The following is a 17,387-nucleotide window of genomic DNA, read 5'->3' on the forward strand; positions in this document are numbered from 1 at the left end:
CATTAGAATGTCCGCAATCCAATCATTTGTGACGTGAATTCAACATGGCCCGCTTCGACACCAACCGTTCCGCCGAGATGGAGGTCTTCGTCCGCGTCGTCGATCTCGGCGGGTTCACCCAGGCCGCGCGAAAGCTGCGCCTGACGCCGTCGGGCGTGAGCAAGCTGATGTCGCGGCTGGAGGCCCGGCTCGGCTCGCGGCTCGTCAACCGCACCACGCGCAAGCTGACCCTGACCGAGGAAGGCCAGGCGTTCTACCAGCGCGCCGTGCGAATCCTCGCAGAGATGGAGGAAGCCGAACGCGAGGCGGCCTCAGGCGCGGCGCCGCGCGGCCGCCTCACCGTGAACAGCAACATCCCGTTCGGCATGCTGCATCTGATGCCGCTGATCCCGCGCTTTCTGAAAGAGCATCCCGACGTGACGCTCGATCTCGTGCTGACGGACACGACGATCGACCTGATGCAGGAGCGCGCCGACGTTGCGATCCGGGTAGGACCTCTGAAAGCGTCCCGCCTGATCGCCCGCAAGCTCGGCAGCAGCCGCATGGTGGTCGTCGGCCCCCCCAACTATCTGGCGCGCTTTGGCACACCCAGAACGCCGGCGGATCTCGCCGATCACCGCGGCATCGGCTGGACCTTTCCGCGCATCCGCGGCGGCTGGCCGTTCAAGCGCGGCGATCGCACCGAGGAAGCCGTGCCGCCGCCGGTCGCGCGCGCCAGCGACGGCGAAGCCGCCCGACGCCTCTGCCTCGGCGGCGTCGGCCTCGCGCGCCTCGCCCTCTTCCATATCGGCGCCGACATCGAATCCGGCAGGCTCGTGCCGGTGCTGCAAGGCTACAATCCCGGCGACCGCGAAGACATCCACGCCGTCTATGTCGGCCATACCGCCCCCCTGCCCGCGCGCGTCCGCGCGTTCATCGACTTTCTCGCCGAGCACGTGCGGGTGAGCGATCCCGCGCTGAAGCGGGCGGCGGATGGGAGGTGGAAATTGGTGGGGTGAGGCGTGATGGCAGAGAGAGCGTCAGTCAATCCAGACTGATGCGATCGTGTTTCGCGTGGCTGGACCGTTGAGGACACGCCGCCGGCGCTTGCGCGAGGGTGCCGAAACCGCGAAAGTCCCAACTGTTTCAGAACTTGTCAGGGGAATTCCACACACATGCAGTTCGATGACGTCATCCTCGGTCGCCGGAGTATCCGAGGCTACAAACCCGATCCGGTCCCCAAGGAGCTGATTGCGGAAATCATTGGCTTGGCGATGCGCGCTCCGTCGTCGATGAACACCCAGCCCTGGAATTTCTATGTCATCACCGGCGAACCGCTCGATCGGATCCGCGCCGGCAACACCGAACGGATGGTGGCGGGCATCCCGCAGTCGCGCGAGTTCCGCACGGGCCAGGCCTTTGCAGGCAAGCACCGCGACAGGCAGGTCGGCGTCGCCAAGCAATTATTCTCCGCAATGGGAATCGAGCGCGACAACATGGAAAAACGCCAGGACTGGGTACTGCGCGGCTTCCGCCAGTTCGACGCGCCCGTCTGCGTGATCATCACCTATGACCGCGTGCTTGACGGCAGCGACGATACGCCCTTCGACTGCGGCGCCGTGGCGACCGCCCTGGTCAATGCCGCGTGGTCCCGCGGGCTCGGCGCCGTGATCAACAGCCAGGGCATCATGCAATCCCCCGTGGTGCGCGAGCACGCAGGCATAGCCGACGATCAAGTCATCATGAAAAGCATCGCGCTGGGCTGGCCGGATGAATCTTTTCCGGCGAATGCGGTGGTGTCGGAGCGGAAGTCCATCGAGGAAGCGACGGTGTTCGTCGGGTTCGAGACGTAGCGGCGCGCGGTCGGAAGGGCTGGAGGCACAGCAGTGATCCGCGCCATGGTCCGACGTGTATTCGTGCTGGCGGCGGCTTTTGCCACTGCCTTGACGCCGGTCATTTGTCTCGGCGAAAGCAGCAAGCCGTTGCCGGCCAAGGCAACGAGGGAACTACCTGCCGAGCTGCTCTCGCTGCTCGAACAGAAGAAGATGCCGAAATATTCACCTATCGTCGTGCGCCTGTTCAAAGAGGAGGCCGAGCTCGAGGTCTGGAAGCAGGACGCGACCGGCCTTTTCCAGATCCTCAAGACCTATCCGATCTGTCGGTGGTCGGGCGATCTCGGGCCGAAATTGTACGAGGGCGACCGACAGGCTCCGGAAGGGTTCTATACGATTACGCCCGAGCTGATGAATCCGAACTCCAACTTCCATCTTTCGATCAACCTCGGCTTCCCCAACACGTTCGACAGGGCGAACAAGCGCAACGGCAGCTTCCTCATGATCCACGGCGACTGCTGGTCGAGCGGTTGCTATGCCATGACCGACGAACAGATCAGCGAAATCTATTCGCTGGCACGCGACTCATTCCTCGGCGGCCGGCCCTCGTTCCAGGTCCAGGCCTATCCGTTCCGCCTGACGCCGGCAAACCTGGCGCGGCATCGAAATAGTCCCAACCTGGCCTTCTGGAAAATGCTCAAGATCGGCAACGATCATTTCGAGACGACGCGACTCGAACCAAGGGTGGATGTGTGCGACCGCCGCTATGTGTTCGATGCGCAACCTTCCCCGAATTCGCCGTCGCCTCCAGTGTTCAACCCTGCCGAAAAATGTCCCCCCTTCGTCGTCAACCCGCAAATCGCGCGGCGGGCGCTGGAGAAGAGGCGCTCCGACGAGCTCGAATACGCGCGCTTTCTCGAAGACAATTTTCCGGCTGCCCCGATATACAGCGGACTGGACGGCGGAATGAACAAGGCATTTCTCACACAATTTCCGGGCAGAGTGACGCTTGCGAAAGTCATGCCGTATGCATCCTACCTGCCGCAATTGCCGCCGATCCCCTGGATCGACAATGACGGCTCGTTGACGAGTAGATGGTTTGGCAGCTCGTTGGACAAGCCGCCGGAGTGTAATCCGACGCGTGTCGGCTTCCCGTCAGGTCGGTGCTGAACGCTCGCGCGGCGCCCGATGGATCATCGGTAGACAATGGCTGGCACCGGCATTCCGTCCAGGAAATGCTGGCGGCGTCGGAGCGGAGACCTTGAAAAAAGTTCGTCCCGGCTTGCTGAACCAAAGCAAGCGGCAACGAGTCCGCCTCCGCCCCGCGGGCTTCGGCGCGACAGCCTTGCGCAAACTTTGTTTGAAGGCTGGCGGAGAGAGTGGGATTCGAACCCACGGTACGGTTTCCCGCACACACGCTTTCCAAGCGTGCGCCTTAAGCCACTCGGCCATCTCTCCGGAGCGCCCTCTCTTGAAGGGGCGCCGATGATTTTGCAAGAGACCGCGGGGAAATCGGGTGAATTTTCCGTAAGCTGTTGTATTTACGGGATAATATCTGACACGGCAGATGCCATGACCCGCCTGCCGGCTGAACCGGTGACGGGTTTGGCGCGACGATTCACGTAAGAACAGCAAACACGACCGGGGACGCCATGACCATCCGAAGTACCATCGCCGCCGTCGGCCTGATTTCGACCCTTGGCTCCGCCTTCGCCGTGCCCGCCGCCGCGCAGGTCTGCACCCGGCAAGGGGTCGATGTCAGCTGCAATGACGGCCGGCGCGGGGTGCTGTCGGGCGATGCCATCATCTGGCCGGACGGCACGCGCTCGAGCGCCTCGCCGCATCCGAGCGTGATCATCGGCAACAAGAGCTCGGTGCATGTCGGGCCCGGCGTGTTCGTCGGCCAGGGCAAGGGCATGGTGCCAATGGACGATCCGAACGCGCCGAACAAGCGGCAATGCGCGATCCTGGATGGGGTGTCGTATTGTTATTGATGTCCTCTTTCCTTCTCCCCTTGTTGCGGGTGAAGGTGGCGCGAAGCGCCGGATGAGGGGTGTGCATCAACGAAATATGCTTCGGAAGATTTACGCGAGAGAGAAACCCCTCACCCGTCTCGCCGCATATGCGGCGAGCCACCCTCTCCCGCAAGGGAGAGGGGAAGAGCATCGAGCAAGCTCGTGAGAGCTAAATCAGCCTCACGCCTGATATCGCCGACTTCAGCCAGCGCAATGCCTGCGGCGGCTGCGCGGCGAGCGGGGCGACCGCGGCCTTCTCGGTCCGGCACTTCTCGAGCTCGGCGACGAAATCGGCCGACCATTGCTGGATGGTGTGGCCGCGCAGCTTCTTCATCATCGCGTCCCAGCGCATCTTGCGCTCTGTGAGCGGCATCGCGGCAGCGATCGCGATCGCGCGGGCCATGCCGTCGATGTCATGCGGATTGACAACCAGCGCGGCGTCGAGCTCGTTGGCCGCGCCTGCGAATTTCGACAGCACCAGCACGCCGGGATCGGCCGGGTTTTGCGCGGCGACATATTCCTTGGCGACGAGGTTCATGCCGTCATGCAGCGGCGTCACCACGCCGATCTGCGCGGTCCGGTAGAGCCCTGCGAGCACCGCCTGGCTGAAGCCCTTGTTCAAATAGCGGATCGGCGTCCAGTCGACCTCGCCGTGGCGGCCGTTGACGTCGGTGACGAGGCGCGCGACGTCGTTCTGCAGATTGCCATAGGCCTCGATGCCGCCGCGCGAGGGGTTGGCGATCTGGAGCAGCGAGATGCTGCGCGAGAATTGCGGCTGTTCGGTCCAGAGCCGGTCGAACGCGCTGATGCGGTTGACGAGGCCCTTCGAATAGTCGAGCCGGTCGACGCCGATCGCGAGGCGCTCGCCATTGAGGCTGCGCCGCAGCCGCGACACGTCGGGATGCGAGGCTGATTTCGCCGCGTATTGGGCGAACTTCTCCGCATCGATGCCGATCGGGAAGACCTCGCAGCGGGTGCGGCCATGCTGCGAAATCGCAACGCCGTCCTCGACGGCGAGGCCAAGCTCGCTCGCGACATAGCCGAGAAAATTCTGACAATCCTCCTCGGTCTGGAAGCCCAAGAGATCGTAGGCCAGCATTGCCGTGATCAGCTCGCGATGATTGGGCACGCCCTGCATCACCGCGGCGACCGGCCACGGCGTATGCAGGAAGAAGCCGATCGGATCGTCGAGGCCGAGATCACGCAGTTCGGCGCCGAGCGCGAGGAAATGATAGTCCTGCACCCAGAACGCAGTCTTGGCTTTTCGGAAGCGCATCAAGGCGCGCGCCATGAAGGCGTTGACCTCGCGATAGCTGAGGTAATCGTCGCGCGAGACGCGGATCAAATCGCTGCGCGAATGCAGCGCGGGCCACAGCGCCGAATTGGCGAAGCCTTCGTAATAGCCGCCGTAATGCGCCGCCGGCAGATCCAACGTCGCAATCGCGCCCGATCCGAGCGCTTCGATCTCAGCGAACGGTTCCTTCTGATGGCCGTCACGCACACGGCCTGAAGAACCCACCCAGATCGCGCCCGAATGTTCCACAACCGGCAACAAGGCCGCCGCGAGGCCGCCCGTCATGGGCTCGTTAGGCTTGCCGCGGGCGACGCGATTCGAAACGACGACTAAGTTCACAGGTCGTCCCCTCCTGTTTCATTCCACCCCGTTTAACTGCCGTTCATCAATATGGTTCCTGATCATCGTTTCAACCAATTGAAACCAAAATCGGGCACGCGCGTTGGAACTGGTTTCGCTTCGGGAACCCTAGATTTCGTTGCAAAGACAGCTCATGCGGGCATGTTGCGCAGCACGCATTGCAGCGCGCGGCGGCGCCGTTCCCAGAGCATCATGTCTGCGACATGGCGCTGCCTTTGTTTCACCTCGGGTCGAGCAGGCGGGCGAGGAATGCACGCACATCGTTCGGCGCGTCGAAATGGCCATTCACGCCCATGGCACGGCGGCCGACCGAGAAGGCAAGCCCGTTCATGTCGGGCATGATCGCGAACACGGTTTCATCGGTGACGTCATCACCGATGAAGATCGGACGCCGTCCCTTGAACGGTTCCCGCTTCATCAATTCGCGCACGCCGGTCGCCTTGGTGAATCCGGAATGCTTGATCTCGCAGACGAACTTGCCGGGCAGCACTTCGATCGGCGCATTGGGCAGGTCGGCGCGGATCACCGAGACCGATTCGTAGATCGCTTTCTCCGCGTGCGGCGCGAGGCGGTAATGCAGCGCGAGCGAATAACCCTTGTCCTCGAGCAGAATGCCGGGTGAAAGCTTGGCGATGGCGGCCAGCCGCCGCTTCAGCTCCTTGTCCAGCGGCGGCGCGTGCACGTCATCGGCCTCATTGTCGATCGACAGCCGCATCTCCGCGCCGTGGCCGGCGACGGCGCGGAACACATCGGGCGCGAAGATCAGGTCGATGTCGTTGAGCGAACGACCGCTGACCAGCGCCAGCGCGCCGGAGGTACGCTCGGTCAGCCGATTCAGCGTGTCCGACAGGCCCGGCGGCACCCATACTTCGCGCGGCGTCGGCATCAGGTCGAGCAGCGTGCCGTCGATGTCGAGCAGGATTGCGGTCTCGTCGAGATGCGGCACCAGCGCATGCGGAACCGGCACCGCATCCGGTGCTTCGTCGTCATGCATGGTGCGCTTCTGGTCCAACGCCATTTCTGCAAGTTCTGATTTCATCAGTCTACTCCATAAAGGCAAGCGGCCGCGCGATTTGTTCGAGCGATTTGCGCTCCGCAGGGACGGCATAGCGCCAAGCCACGATCGCGGCTGCGATCATCAGGAATGACCCCAGCAGATAGCCGGCGAACACGCTGGTGCGTGATCCCGTGTCGATCAATACGCCGAACAGCGCCGGCCCAATCACGCCGCCGATGCCGGTGCCGACCGCGTAGAACACCGCGATCGCCAGCGCGCGAACTTCGAGCGGAAAGGTCTCGCTGACGGTGAGATAGGCCGCGCTCGCGGCCGGCGAGGCGAAGAAGAAGATCACCATCCAGGCGATGGTCTGCCCCTGCGCGGTAAGCACACCGATGGAGAACAGATAGCCGGAGATCGCCAGCAACAGGCCCGATACGCCATAGGTGAACATGATCATGACACGGCGGCCGAGCGTATCGAACAGCCGGCCGAGCAGCAGCGGCCCGAGGAAATTGCCGGCGGCGAACGGGAGCAGGTACCAGCCGACATGATCGGCACTGATGCCGTAGAAATCGGTCAGCACCAGCGCGAAGGTGAAGAAGATGGCATTGTAGAAGAACGCCTGCGCGCTCATCAGCACGAGGCCGACCAGCGCGCGCTGGCGGTATGCCGAGAACAGCGTGTGCACGACCTCGCGGATCGGCGTGTGATCGCGCATCTTCAGCCGGATTTTCATGAAGCGCCCGTCGCTCGTATCCTTATCACGTCCGATCACCGAGCGTTCGATCTCGTCGACGATCGCATGGGCCTGATCGGGACGGCCATGGATCATCAGCCAGCGCGGACTCTCCGGAATCCACATCCGCATCAGGAGCACGACGAGGCCGACGGTCGCGCCGATGAGATAAGCCAGGCGCCAGCCGAGATCGGGGCTGATCACAGCAGGATCCAGCAGCACGATGGACGCCACTGCGCCCATTGCGGCCCCGATCCAGAAGCTGCCGTTGATGACGAGATCGGTCCAGCCGCGATAGCGCGCCGGCACCAGCTCCTGGATGGTCGAGTTGATCGCGGTGTATTCGCCGCCGATGCCGGCGCCGGTGAGGAAGCGAAACAGCGCGTAGCTGGCGACATCCCATGACAGCGCGGTCGCGGCCGTCGCCGAGAGATAGAGCGCCAGCGTGATGAAGAACAGCTTCTTGCGGCCGATGCGGTCAGTCAGCCAGCCGAAGCCGAGAGCACCGAGCACGGCGCCGGCGAGATAGGCGGAATTGGCAATACCGAGATCGAGATTGGAGAATTGCAGCGACGGGCTCTGCTTCAGCGCACCGGAGAGCGCGCCGGCCAGCGTCACCTCGAGCCCGTCGAGGATCCAGGTGATGCCGAGGGCCAGCACGACGCGGGTGTGAAAGCCGCTCCAGGGCAGCGCGTCGAGCCGCGCGGGGATACTGGTCTCGACGATGCGATCGGCCGGGGCTGCCGCGACCACAGGAGCATAGTTCGGCGCTGGGCTTTGCTGCAATTCCATCGGGTTGTTGTGTCTGATCAATGGAAGCGCCCCCGGTTCACATGATGTGGACGGGGTCGATCCGATCATCGGGGTGCGGCATTCCGCCTGCCACCTGCGACAACGTCTGCGGCGAGGCCGGGTTCCCAGGGGAACGGCCCTTCATACCGCTCGTTTCCGATGGAGCCGCAAGGAGTTGACGCATGGCTCATGTCAGAAAGACGACACAATCCCGCAAAACAGCCGCGCGCAGGACCACGAGCGCCAAGCGCGGCGCCGTGCGGAAGAGTGCGAGGCGTGCTGCGCCGAAGCGCTGGTCGCAGCGCGTGACGAAGCAGAGCGACGCGCTCGACCTGAAGCGCGGCGTGTTCAAGCTGACCAGCCCAAAGAGAATCGCGACATCGCTGAAGCGATCGGCCGAGCACAGCTCACGCCGCAAGGCCGGCGCCTATCGCTCGGCGCTGTCGATGCTGACCTTCTACATCAACCGCGCCGGCAAGACCTTGCCAAAGACGCAGCGCACGCGATTGGAGAAGGCGAAGCTGGAGCTGAAGCGGGCGTTCGGGAGGGAGTGAGATTTGTAGGGTGGGTTAGGCGAAGCCGTAACCCACCAGTCGACTCCCAGCCGTGACATCAAGGTGGTGGATTACGCTTCGCTAATCCACCTACGCGTTCTTTCCGCGGTCCGCTACGCCGCCCTGATATTGCCCATGAAGCGATCGAGCTCGGCGCGCAGGCGGGTGCTTTCGGATGACAGCGTCTTGGCCGAATGCAGCACCTCCTCGGAAGCCGAGCCGGTCTCGGCGGCGCCGCGGTTGACCTCGCCGATGTCGGTGGCTGCGATACGCAGGCGTGCCGCCTCGATGGTGGCATTGAGTGCGAGAAGGTTGGTCTGCTCGGCAATCGCGGTGATCAGCTTGACGACTTCGCCGATCTGCTGGGCGGCGTGCGACAGCTTGCCGATGCGACCGTCAGTCTCCTTGGCCTGCACCACGGCAGCTTCCGCAATCCGGCTGGAGTCGCGGACCTGACGGCCGATCTCCTCGACCGAGGCCGAGAGCTCTTCCGTCGCGGTGGCGACCGACTGCATGTTGGAGGATGCCTGCTCGGACACGCCGGCGACCTGGCTCGACAGGCTCTGGGTGGTCTCGGCAGTGCGGGTCAGCGTGGACGCCGCCGATTCCAGCTGCACGGCCGAGGCCGACACGTTGGAGACGATGGCGCCGACCGCGCTCTCGAAATCATCGGCAAAGCGGATCAGCTCGGAGCGGCGGGCAGCGCTCGCCTCCCTGTTCTGGGCTTCGCTGGCGGCGGCATCGCGCTCGGCTTTTGCCACGGCCTGGACCTTGAACTCCTCGACCGCGCCCGCCATCTCGCCGATCTCGTCCTTGCGGCCGAGACCGGGCAGCACCACGTCGAAATTGCCAGAGGCGAGCTCACGCATCGCCTTGCACATCGCGATCATCGGACGCGAGATACCGTTGCCGAGCCACAGGGCCAACACGGCACCGATGGCAAGGCCGCCGAGCGCCATCATCAGCATCAGTTGCTCGGTCTCTCCGATCGTCGCGTTGGCGCTCGCCTCGATGCGCTGCTGGTCAGCAGTCAAATCCGAACGCAGCTCGGCCGAGAGCTTGAGGATGGTCGCCGCCGTCTTGGTCATCTCACCGTTCGACTTGACGATGATCTTCACATTCTCGGTCAGCTTCGCGAACGAGGTGCGGTACTGCTTCAGCAGATTTCCGATCTCGGTGACGCGGTCGGTGATCTTCTGGTCGCTGGCATAGATCGAGACCAGCAGGGTCTCCAGGAATTTGATGCGGGCGATCACGCCGTCGGCGGTCTTCGGCTCCGGCTTGGCCACGAAGGCGCCGACCGAGGTGGAGACCGCCAGATATTGCGAGGTGATGTCCTTGGCCGTGGTCTGGACCGATGCCAGCCCCGCCAGCGCGGCAGTATCGGCGAGGTCGTCGAACTTGAAGCGGATCTTGTTGCCGACGCTGTTGAGCTCATCGGCCGCGATCTTGTTGTTCTCGCGCGTCAGGACGATGATCTCTCCGAACACCTTCGTGAAGCGCTGAAACTCGGCTTCCAGCTTGCCGACCTGCTCACGGCGGGCGGCGCCTGTCGTGGCGGACATCGACTTGGCGATCGCGCTCTTCAGATTGTCTTCGGCAGCCTTGGCTGCGGTCTCGTCGTCCACCGCGCCCGTCAGGGTATAGGCCCGGGCCAGTCCCTGATAGGCGATCAGCTCACGATCGACCGTCCGCGCGAGGTCGGCTTCCGATACGCTGGTGCGGTAGGAAGCCACGGCGGCCTGGATCCGCTCGAAGCCGAAATAGGCGAAAGCCATGCTGACGGCGAGGATGGCTAGCACCGCCACGAAGCCGAGGATGATTTTTGCGCGAAAACGCAAGGTAGGCAGCTTCGATTGGTTCGACTTCGACTTGGACTTGACCGACATTCCCCCACCCCATTCCATTCGCGGAAAACCAGGCGCAGCCCGGAAGCAGCCCGCTTCCTGACTCGCCCGCACGGTAATCGGCAAAGGATAAGCTGTGGTAAATTTGTGGCGCCGCAACTCGCGGTTAGGTGACGCGGGGAAGATGCGTACTCCGCTGTCGTCCCCGACAAGTGAAGCGCAGATCGGGGACCTCCGCGCGAGCGCTTGCGCTCATCGCCATAGCCACAGGGAGTGGTTTGGCGAAGACTCGGAGTTACGGGTCTTGCGTCCCAACTTCTCCCTGGGGTTATGGGTCCCTGCGTTCGCAGGGACGACAGCGGACAGCTGACGATAGCGGAGCGTCTAACGCTCAGCGAGCCTTACGCCGCCCGAATATTGGCCATGAAGCGATCGAGCTCGGCGCGCAGGCGGGTGCTTTCGGATGACAGCGTCTTGGCCGAGTGCAGCACCTCCTCGGAAGCCGAGCCGGTCTCGGCGGCGCCGCGGTTGACCTCGCCGATGTCGGTGGCTGCGGTCTGGGTGCCCTGCGCGACGGTCTGGACGCTGCGCGCGATTTCCTGCGTCGCCGCGCCCTGCTGCTCGACGGCGCTCGCGATCGAGGTCGAGATCGACGAGATCTGGCCGATGGTCGCACCGATCTCCTTGATCGCGGCGACCGATTCGGCCGTGGCGCCCTGCATGCCCGTGATGTGCGAGGAAATCTCGTCCGTCGCCTTCGCGGTCTGGCTCGCCAATGACTTCACTTCGCTGGCGACCACGGCAAAGCCGCAAAAAAAAAACGCGATCGAGGTCGAGATCGACGAGATCTGGCCGATGGTCGCACCGATCTCCTTGATCGCGGCAACCGATTCGGCCGTGGCGCCCTGCATGCCCGTGATGTGCGAGGAGATCTCGTCCGTCGCCTTCGCGGTCTGGCTCGCCAATGACTTCACTTCGCTGGCGACCACGGCAAAGCCGCGGCCGGCTTCACCGGCCCGTGCCGCCTCGATGGTGGCATTGAGTGCCAGAAGGTTGGTCTGCTCGGCAATCGCGGTGATCAGCTTGACGACTTCGCCGATCTGCTGGGCGGCATGCGACAGCTTGCCGATGCGACCGTCAGTCTCCTTGGCCTGCACCACGGCAGCTTCCGCAATCCGGCTGGAGTCGCGGACCTGACGGCCGATCTCCTCGACCGAGGCCGAGAGCTCTTCCGTCGCGGTGGCGACCGACTGCATGTTGGAGGACGCCTGCTCGGACACGCCGGCGACCTGGCTCGACAGGCTCTGGGTGGTCTCGGCAGTGCGGGTCAGCGTGGACGCCGCCGATTCCAGCTGCACGGCCGAGGCCGACACGTTGGAGACGATGGCGCCGACCGCGCTTTCGAAATCATCGGCGAAGCGGATCAGCTCGGAGCGGCGCGCAGCGCTCGCCTCCCTGTTCTGGGCTTCGCTGGCGGCGGCATCGCGCTCGGCTTTTGCCACGGCCTGGACCTTGAACTCCTCGACCGCGCCCGCCATCTCGCCGATCTCGTCCTTGCGGCCGAGACCGGGCAGCACCACGTCGAAATTGCCCGAGGCCAGCTCGCGCATCGCCTTGCACATCGCGATCATCGGACGCGAGATGCCGGTGCCGAGCAGGAAGGCGAGGACCGCCCCAAGCAGCGTACCGCCAATGGCCAGCATCAGCACCAGTTGCTCGGTCTGCCCGATGGTCGCCTCCGACTCCGTGTCCAGCCGCTGCTGTTCGGCGACGAGGTCCGCCTTCATGGCGGTCGCGCCTTGCTGGATCGCACCAGCCGAGCCGCTCATCTCGGTGACGAGTTCGTCGACCATCTTGGCGTTGGCGATCAGCTTCTCCAACGCCTCGCGATAGGCGCCGAGGATGGTCTTGGCCTCCTTCAGGCCGGCGACGATCTTGTCGTCCATGGAATAGACCGCGCCGAGCGAGTTCTCGACGAATTTCAGCCGCGCCAGCGCGCTGGTCGCGATGGCCTGATCGGACGTCAGCACGAAATTGGTGGCTGCAGCACTCGCGGTTTGGAACTGAGCGTTGACCTGCTTGGTGCCGAACTCGATCGCCTGCGCCTCGGAATCGGAAGCGTTATTGCCGACGTCGTCGAGCTTGTACTTCAGGAGATTGGCTTGGCGCTGCAGCTGGTTCTGCACCAGCAACGTGCTGTCACGCTTGGCCTGCAGAACCTTGCCGAAGGTTGCGGAGAAATTCGCGAACTCCTTGGCGAGCTTGTCGAGACTCTCCTTCCGTGCCGGGGTCTTGGCGCTCTTGACGGCCTGGTCGATGGCATTCTTCAGGCTGGCCTCGGCCTCGAGCGCCGCCTTGGCGTCATCTTCCTTGCCGGTCACGACGAAATATTTGACGGCCGAACGGTAGCCGAGCAGCTCGCGGTCGATGTTGCGGGCGAGGTCCGCCTCCGACACGCTGCTACGGTAGGACCCGACCCCGGCGGAGACTCGCTCGAAGCCGAAATAGGAGAAGGCCATGCTGCCGGCGGAGATCGCCAGCACGACTGCAAAGCCCAGGATGATCTTGGCGCGGAACCTCAGGGTAGGAAATATTGTGCGCTTTGACGGCGACGCGATACGCCCGGACATTCCCACCCCCATTATTTATTCCAAACAGCCGCGATCCGAAGGCGCCCCGCCTCCCCGACCGCATGCGCAAAACTAAGGCAGAATCGTCAAGGGGCGGTAAATTCCTCCGGCCCGCTATCCCGGGCTGCGCAAGCACCAGGCCGGCAATTTCCAGTCCGGGCCGGAGACCGCGCGATGTTGCGGGTAGACTGGAAAAGCCCTAGTGTTTTCGGCACTTGGCGGCAGATCTTGGCGACAGACCAAGCCGGTCCTTGAGGAGAGAAACGAAGTGGGGCAGGCCGATCTTCGGTTTGGCGGTTCGTCCGGCGTTGCGGTCGCGAAATCGAAAGCTCCGACCGTCGACGAGGCCGTTGCCGAGCTGGTCGCCCAGCTTCCGTCGGACGAGCTGGCCCTGGTCCTGGTCTTCCTCTCCCCCTGCTACGATCCTCATCGGTTCATCGCCGAGATCACGCGACACTTTGCGGACACGCCGGTCTGCGGCTGCACCACGGCCGGCGAGCTGGCGCCGGACGGCTGGGACGAGAACAGCGTTGTCGCGATGACGTTCAGCCAGGCCGACTTCAACGCCGTGGTCCGGCCGATCCTGAATCTCGCCAATTTCCACGTCGAGGACGGCCGCCGGATCGGCAGCGAGCTTCGCCACGAGTTGCTGCGGACGACCTCGGAGGTCAGTGGCGGCAACCCGTTCGGCCTGGTGCTGATCGACGGCATGTGCCGCCGCGAAGAGGCTGTGATGTCCGCCCTCTATGCCTCGCTCGACAATATCCCGATCGTCGGCGGGTCGGCCGGCGACGGCCTGCGCTTCGAAAGGACCTGGGTGTTCTTCGACGGCAGGGCCCACACCGACGCGGCTCTCCTCATTCTCCTCAACACGTCGCTGCCGTTCCGCGTGTTCAAATGCGACAATTTCGAGCCCACCACACAGAAGATGGTGGTCACCGAGGCCGATATCGAGCAGCGCGTCGTCAAGGAATTGAACGCCGAGCCTGCCGCCGCGGAATATTCCCGCGCCGTCGGAATCATCGACGCCAAGCTCGACCCGTTCTCCTTCGCCTCCCATCCGGTGCTGGTCCGGGTCGGCGGGTCCTATTATGCGCGGTCGATCCAGCGCGTCGATCCCGACGGCTCGCTGCGCTTCTTCTGCGCGATCGATGAGGGCATGGTTCTGACGACGGCAACCTCGTGCAGCCTGGTCGGAGCCACCCGCGACGCCTTCGCGGAAACCCGTGACCAGATCGGTGACGTCTCTCTCTATATTGGCTTCGAATGCCTGCTACGCCGGCTGGATGCCGAGCAGCACCAGCTCTCACGCGAAATGTCCGAGCTGTACCGGCAGAACCGCGTCGTCGGATTCCATACCTACGGCGAACAGTTCGGCTCGATGCACGTGAACCAGACCTTCACCGGCGTCGCCATCGGCAGGCGGCCGACGTAACGGAGCCGATGTGGCAGAGACCTGGCAGGATGCCGAAACGATCGAGCAGCTCCGGCGGGAGTCCGTCAAGCTGAAGAAGATCAATGCGGCGCTGATGTCCCGCGTCGAGCGGTCGATGGATCAGCAGCTCAATGCGTTCTCGCTGTTCGAAACCGCAATTGCACTCGACCATCAGATTCGCGACCGGACCCATCAGTTGCGGGATGCTCTGCGTTCGGTCGAACGGGCCAATGAAGGCCTGTACCGCGCCAAGCAGCAGGCGGAGGCTGCAAGCTCGCTGAAATCGTCCGTGCTGATCTCGGTCACCCACGATCTCCTCCAGCCGCTGAACGCGGCGCGCCTGACCCTGTCGGCACTCACCGAGATGATGGAGTCGCAGGAAGCGGGCCTGCTCATCGACCAGGTCGACCGGTCCCTGGTTACGCTGGAAGACCTGCTGCGCTCGCTTCTGGAGATCGCGAAGCTCGATGCGGGCGCGCTCCGGCCCGACGTGCGGCCGATCGCGCTTGGGCCGCTGCTCGACCAGCTCCGCGACGAGTTCGAGCCGATCGCCTGGAGGCAGGGACTGTCCCTGCGCATCCGCACCTCGCCGCTTGCGGTCCTGTCCGACCCGCTGATGCTCCGGAGGATCCTGCAAAACCTTCTCGCGAATGCGATCCGCTATACCCGCAGCGGCGGCGTCATCCTGGGATGCAGGCGGCGTGGCGATCGCATCGCGATCCAGGTCTCCGATACCGGACCCGGGATTGCGCAAGCGCAGCAGGAGGCGATCTTCCGGGAGTTCCAGCGCGGCGATGCGAGCGCGACCGACCAGGCCGGCTTCGGTCTCGGTCTTTCGATCGTGCGCCGCTTCGCGACGGCGCTCGGGCACGAGGTGCGGCTGTCGTCGCATCTCGGCCGGGGATCGACCTTTGTGCTCGACCTGGAGCCGGCCGATCGCGCCGATGTCAGCGACGACCTCCAGGAAATGAAGCCCGCCGATCTGCACTATGGCGGTCTGGGAGGGGCCAAGATCCTGCTGATCGAGAACGACGCCTCGGGCGCGGAGGCGCTGGCCGCCTTGCTGGAAGGATGGGGCTGCGATGTCGCGACCACGAGATCCGCCGCCGACGCCGCCCAGCGTTTGAGTGAGCTAGGCGGCTCGCCGGACGCCATCGTCGCCGATCTCCATCTCGATCACGGCGAAAGCGGATTGTCGGCCGTCGAGGAAATCCGGCGCCAGTTGAACACGGACGTGCCGGCGATGATCATCACCGCGGATTATTCCGAAAAGGCCGCGGCGGAAGCCAGCCGCTATGGGCTGGAAGTGCTGAAGAAGCCGATCAGGCCGGCGGAAATGCGCGCGCTGTTGTCGTTCCTGCTGAGCTAGTTCATCCCCTCGCGCCGCATCGGCGGCGAGCAAGGGCTGCATCATGCGGGCGGATCGGTCCGGGCGCGGTCGCGCTTCGCGGCAGCTCCGGAGCCCGCCAGGGTGGCAAAATCGATCTTCGACATTTCGACGATCGCCTTGGTGCGGCTCAGCACGTTCAGCTTGCGCAGGATATCCGAGACGTGAACCTTCACGGTGGTCTCGGAAATCTTCAGCTCAAAGGCGATCTGCTTGTTCTGCAGGCCGCGCTTGAGCATTTCAAGGACGCGCAATTGCTGCGGCGTCAGATCGTGAAGCCGCTTCAGGAGATCCTGGGCCGCGATCGGCGAGCGCTGCGGGCGGGCCAGCGCGCGAAAAGCGGCCGGCAGACACACCGCGCCGCGCACGACTTCGCTGATCGAATGCGCCAGCTCCTGCTTGGACGAGGATTTGAGGATGTAGCCGGATACGCCGAGCGACAATGCGCCCGAGATGATCTGCGCGTCCTGGTGCCCCGACACGATGACGACGGGAATGCGCGGAAACGCCTTGCGGATGCGGATGATGCCAGACAGGCCGGTCGTCCCGGGTATCGACAGGTCGAGGAGAATGAGGTCGACATCGGGTCTCGACGCCAACAATTCGAGCGCACCGTCGATCGAGGTGGCCTGAAGCATATCGGCATCCGGCGTCGCCATTTGCAGCGCCCCCTCGAGCGCCTCGCGAAACAGCGGATGATCCTCGACAATCAGAAACCGCATCAGATTTGGGCCGTTCCCAGCTCGTCACCGAAGTCAGCGATCAGAGCGGCGAGCATGCCGTTGCCGGAGCAATCCGGCTTGATCCAGATCAAGTCGGACCAGCAGCTCATTGCGGCCTCCCGCGATCGGTCCTTAGCTGGGGCCGCTGCCGCGGATCCGGCAGATCGACCTTGCCGATCTCGACGATCGCCTTGTTGCGGCTGAACAGTCCGAGCTTGCGCAGGATCTCGGTGATGTGCGCCTTCACGGTCGATTCGGCGAGTTGAAGCTCCTGCGCGATCTGCCGATTCGGATAGCCGCGACGAAGCAGATCGAGCACGCGAAGCTGCTGCGGCGTCAGTTCGCGGAGCTTGACCTTGAGTGCCTTGCTGCTGTCGGCCCGCTTCCGCTGCGGCTCCGCCACGAAATCCTTCGGCACGGACACCGATCCGCCGAGCACGCCTTCGATCGATTGCGCGAGCTCGCGCTTGGACGTGGATTTTGGCAGATAGCCGGCAGCACCCAGCGCCAGCGCCTCGCGGACCACATGCTGATCCTCCTCGCTCGAGACGATGGCGACCGGCAGGCGCGGATAGGTCTCGCGCAGCCTGAGAAAGCCGGAGAAGCCGGTTGCGTCGGGAAGCGAGAGATCGAGCAGCGCCAGGTCGATCCCGCGTTCGACCGAAAGCACCCGCAAGGCGTCCTCGATCGACATCGCTTCCAGAATGCGGGCCTCCGGCAGCGCCAGCCGCACGGCATTGCCGAGCGCCTCGCGAAACAGCGGATGATCATCGATGATCAGGAAGCTGGTCATGGCACCTTCCC

14 protein-coding genes and 1 tRNA gene are annotated in these 17,387 nt (G+C 64.1%); 7 read left to right on the forward strand and 8 right to left on the reverse strand.

Going from position 1 to position 17,387, the window contains the following annotated elements:
- Positions 1–44: 44 nt before the first annotated feature.
- From BM190_RS30080 to BM190_RS30090, 3 genes are all read left to right on the forward strand, one after another.
- The gene (locus BM190_RS30080) at positions 45–998 is read left to right on the forward strand and encodes a LysR family transcriptional regulator (protein ID WP_092261355.1); all 954 of its coding nucleotides are present in this window, start codon (positions 45–47) and stop codon (positions 996–998) included.
- A gap of 156 nt (positions 999–1,154) precedes the next feature.
- Entirely contained in the window at positions 1,155–1,832 is a 678-nt protein-coding gene (locus tag BM190_RS30085) for a nitroreductase (protein ID WP_092261356.1), read from the forward strand.
- A 45-nt stretch (positions 1,833–1,877) separates the two neighbouring features.
- Positions 1,878–2,981, forward strand: coding sequence for a L,D-transpeptidase family protein (locus BM190_RS30090; protein WP_092261357.1), 1,104 nt, complete (start codon positions 1,878–1,880; stop codon positions 2,979–2,981).
- 198 nt (positions 2,982–3,179) lie between these two features.
- On the opposite strand, the gene BM190_RS30095 is transcribed toward BM190_RS30090, so the two are convergent.
- Positions 3,180–3,269: transfer RNA gene (locus tag BM190_RS30095), tRNA-Ser, on the reverse strand.
- A 194-nt stretch (positions 3,270–3,463) separates the two neighbouring features.
- Here BM190_RS30095 and BM190_RS30100 point away from each other — a divergent pair.
- Entirely contained in the window at positions 3,464–3,805 is a 342-nt protein-coding gene (locus tag BM190_RS30100; protein ID WP_092261358.1) for a hypothetical protein, read from the forward strand.
- A 190-nt stretch (positions 3,806–3,995) separates the two neighbouring features.
- On the opposite strand, the gene BM190_RS30105 is transcribed toward BM190_RS30100, so the two are convergent.
- The 3 genes from BM190_RS30105 to BM190_RS30115 all read right to left on the reverse strand — a co-directional run bounded on the left by BM190_RS30105 (position 3,996) and on the right by BM190_RS30115 (position 8,008).
- Positions 3,996–5,459, reverse strand: a complete 1,464-nt coding sequence (locus BM190_RS30105) for a trehalose-6-phosphate synthase (RefSeq protein WP_092261359.1) — start codon at positions 5,457–5,459, stop codon at positions 3,996–3,998.
- Positions 5,460–5,700: 241 nt separating this feature from the next.
- Positions 5,701–6,519 (reverse strand): trehalose-phosphatase, encoded by an 819-nt coding sequence (gene otsB / locus BM190_RS30110; protein WP_092261360.1) that lies wholly within the window; start codon positions 6,517–6,519, stop codon positions 5,701–5,703.
- Between the two features lie 4 nt (positions 6,520–6,523).
- Positions 6,524–8,008: an MFS transporter gene (locus BM190_RS30115; protein ID WP_177237386.1), complete on the reverse strand. Its 1,485-nt coding sequence runs from the start codon at positions 8,006–8,008 to the stop codon at positions 6,524–6,526.
- Between the two features lie 182 nt (positions 8,009–8,190).
- Here BM190_RS30115 and BM190_RS30120 point away from each other — a divergent pair, with 182 nt between their 5' ends.
- Complete coding sequence (locus BM190_RS30120; RefSeq protein ID WP_092261362.1) at positions 8,191–8,562, forward strand: DUF3175 domain-containing protein; 372 nt, start codon at positions 8,191–8,193, stop codon at positions 8,560–8,562.
- 113 nt (positions 8,563–8,675) lie between these two features.
- Here BM190_RS30120 and BM190_RS30125 read toward each other — a convergent pair whose 3' ends face one another.
- Both BM190_RS30125 and BM190_RS30130 read right to left on the reverse strand, forming a co-directional pair.
- On the reverse strand, positions 8,676–10,451 hold the full coding sequence (locus tag BM190_RS30125) for a methyl-accepting chemotaxis protein (protein WP_177237375.1): 1,776 nt from the start codon (positions 10,449–10,451) through the stop codon (positions 8,676–8,678).
- Between the two features lie 359 nt (positions 10,452–10,810).
- Entirely contained in the window at positions 10,811–13,039 is a 2,229-nt protein-coding gene (locus BM190_RS30130; RefSeq protein WP_092261363.1) for a methyl-accepting chemotaxis protein, read from the reverse strand.
- Positions 13,040–13,307: 268 nt separating this feature from the next.
- On the opposite strand from BM190_RS30130, the gene BM190_RS30135 reads away from it, so the two are divergent.
- On the forward strand, positions 13,308–14,474 hold the full coding sequence (locus tag BM190_RS30135; protein WP_092261364.1) for an FIST N-terminal domain-containing protein: 1,167 nt from the start codon (positions 13,308–13,310) through the stop codon (positions 14,472–14,474).
- Positions 14,475–14,484: 10 nt separating this feature from the next.
- The gene (locus BM190_RS30140; protein ID WP_092261365.1) at positions 14,485–15,843 is read left to right on the forward strand and encodes a hybrid sensor histidine kinase/response regulator; all 1,359 of its coding nucleotides are present in this window, start codon (positions 14,485–14,487) and stop codon (positions 15,841–15,843) included.
- Positions 15,844–15,884: 41 nt separating this feature from the next.
- Here BM190_RS30140 and BM190_RS30145 read toward each other — a convergent pair whose 3' ends face one another.
- Both BM190_RS30145 and BM190_RS30150 read right to left on the reverse strand, forming a co-directional pair.
- Positions 15,885–16,583 (reverse strand): response regulator, encoded by a 699-nt coding sequence (locus BM190_RS30145; protein ID WP_018321558.1) that lies wholly within the window; start codon positions 16,581–16,583, stop codon positions 15,885–15,887.
- 106 nt (positions 16,584–16,689) lie between these two features.
- Entirely contained in the window at positions 16,690–17,376 is a 687-nt protein-coding gene (locus BM190_RS30150) for a response regulator (RefSeq protein ID WP_092261400.1), read from the reverse strand.
- Positions 17,377–17,387 lie beyond the last annotated feature (11 nt).

It is taken from the genome of Bradyrhizobium sp. Rc3b (assembly GCF_900114915.1).
In the GTDB taxonomy this organism is placed as follows: Bacteria; Pseudomonadota; Alphaproteobacteria; order Rhizobiales; family Xanthobacteraceae; genus Bradyrhizobium.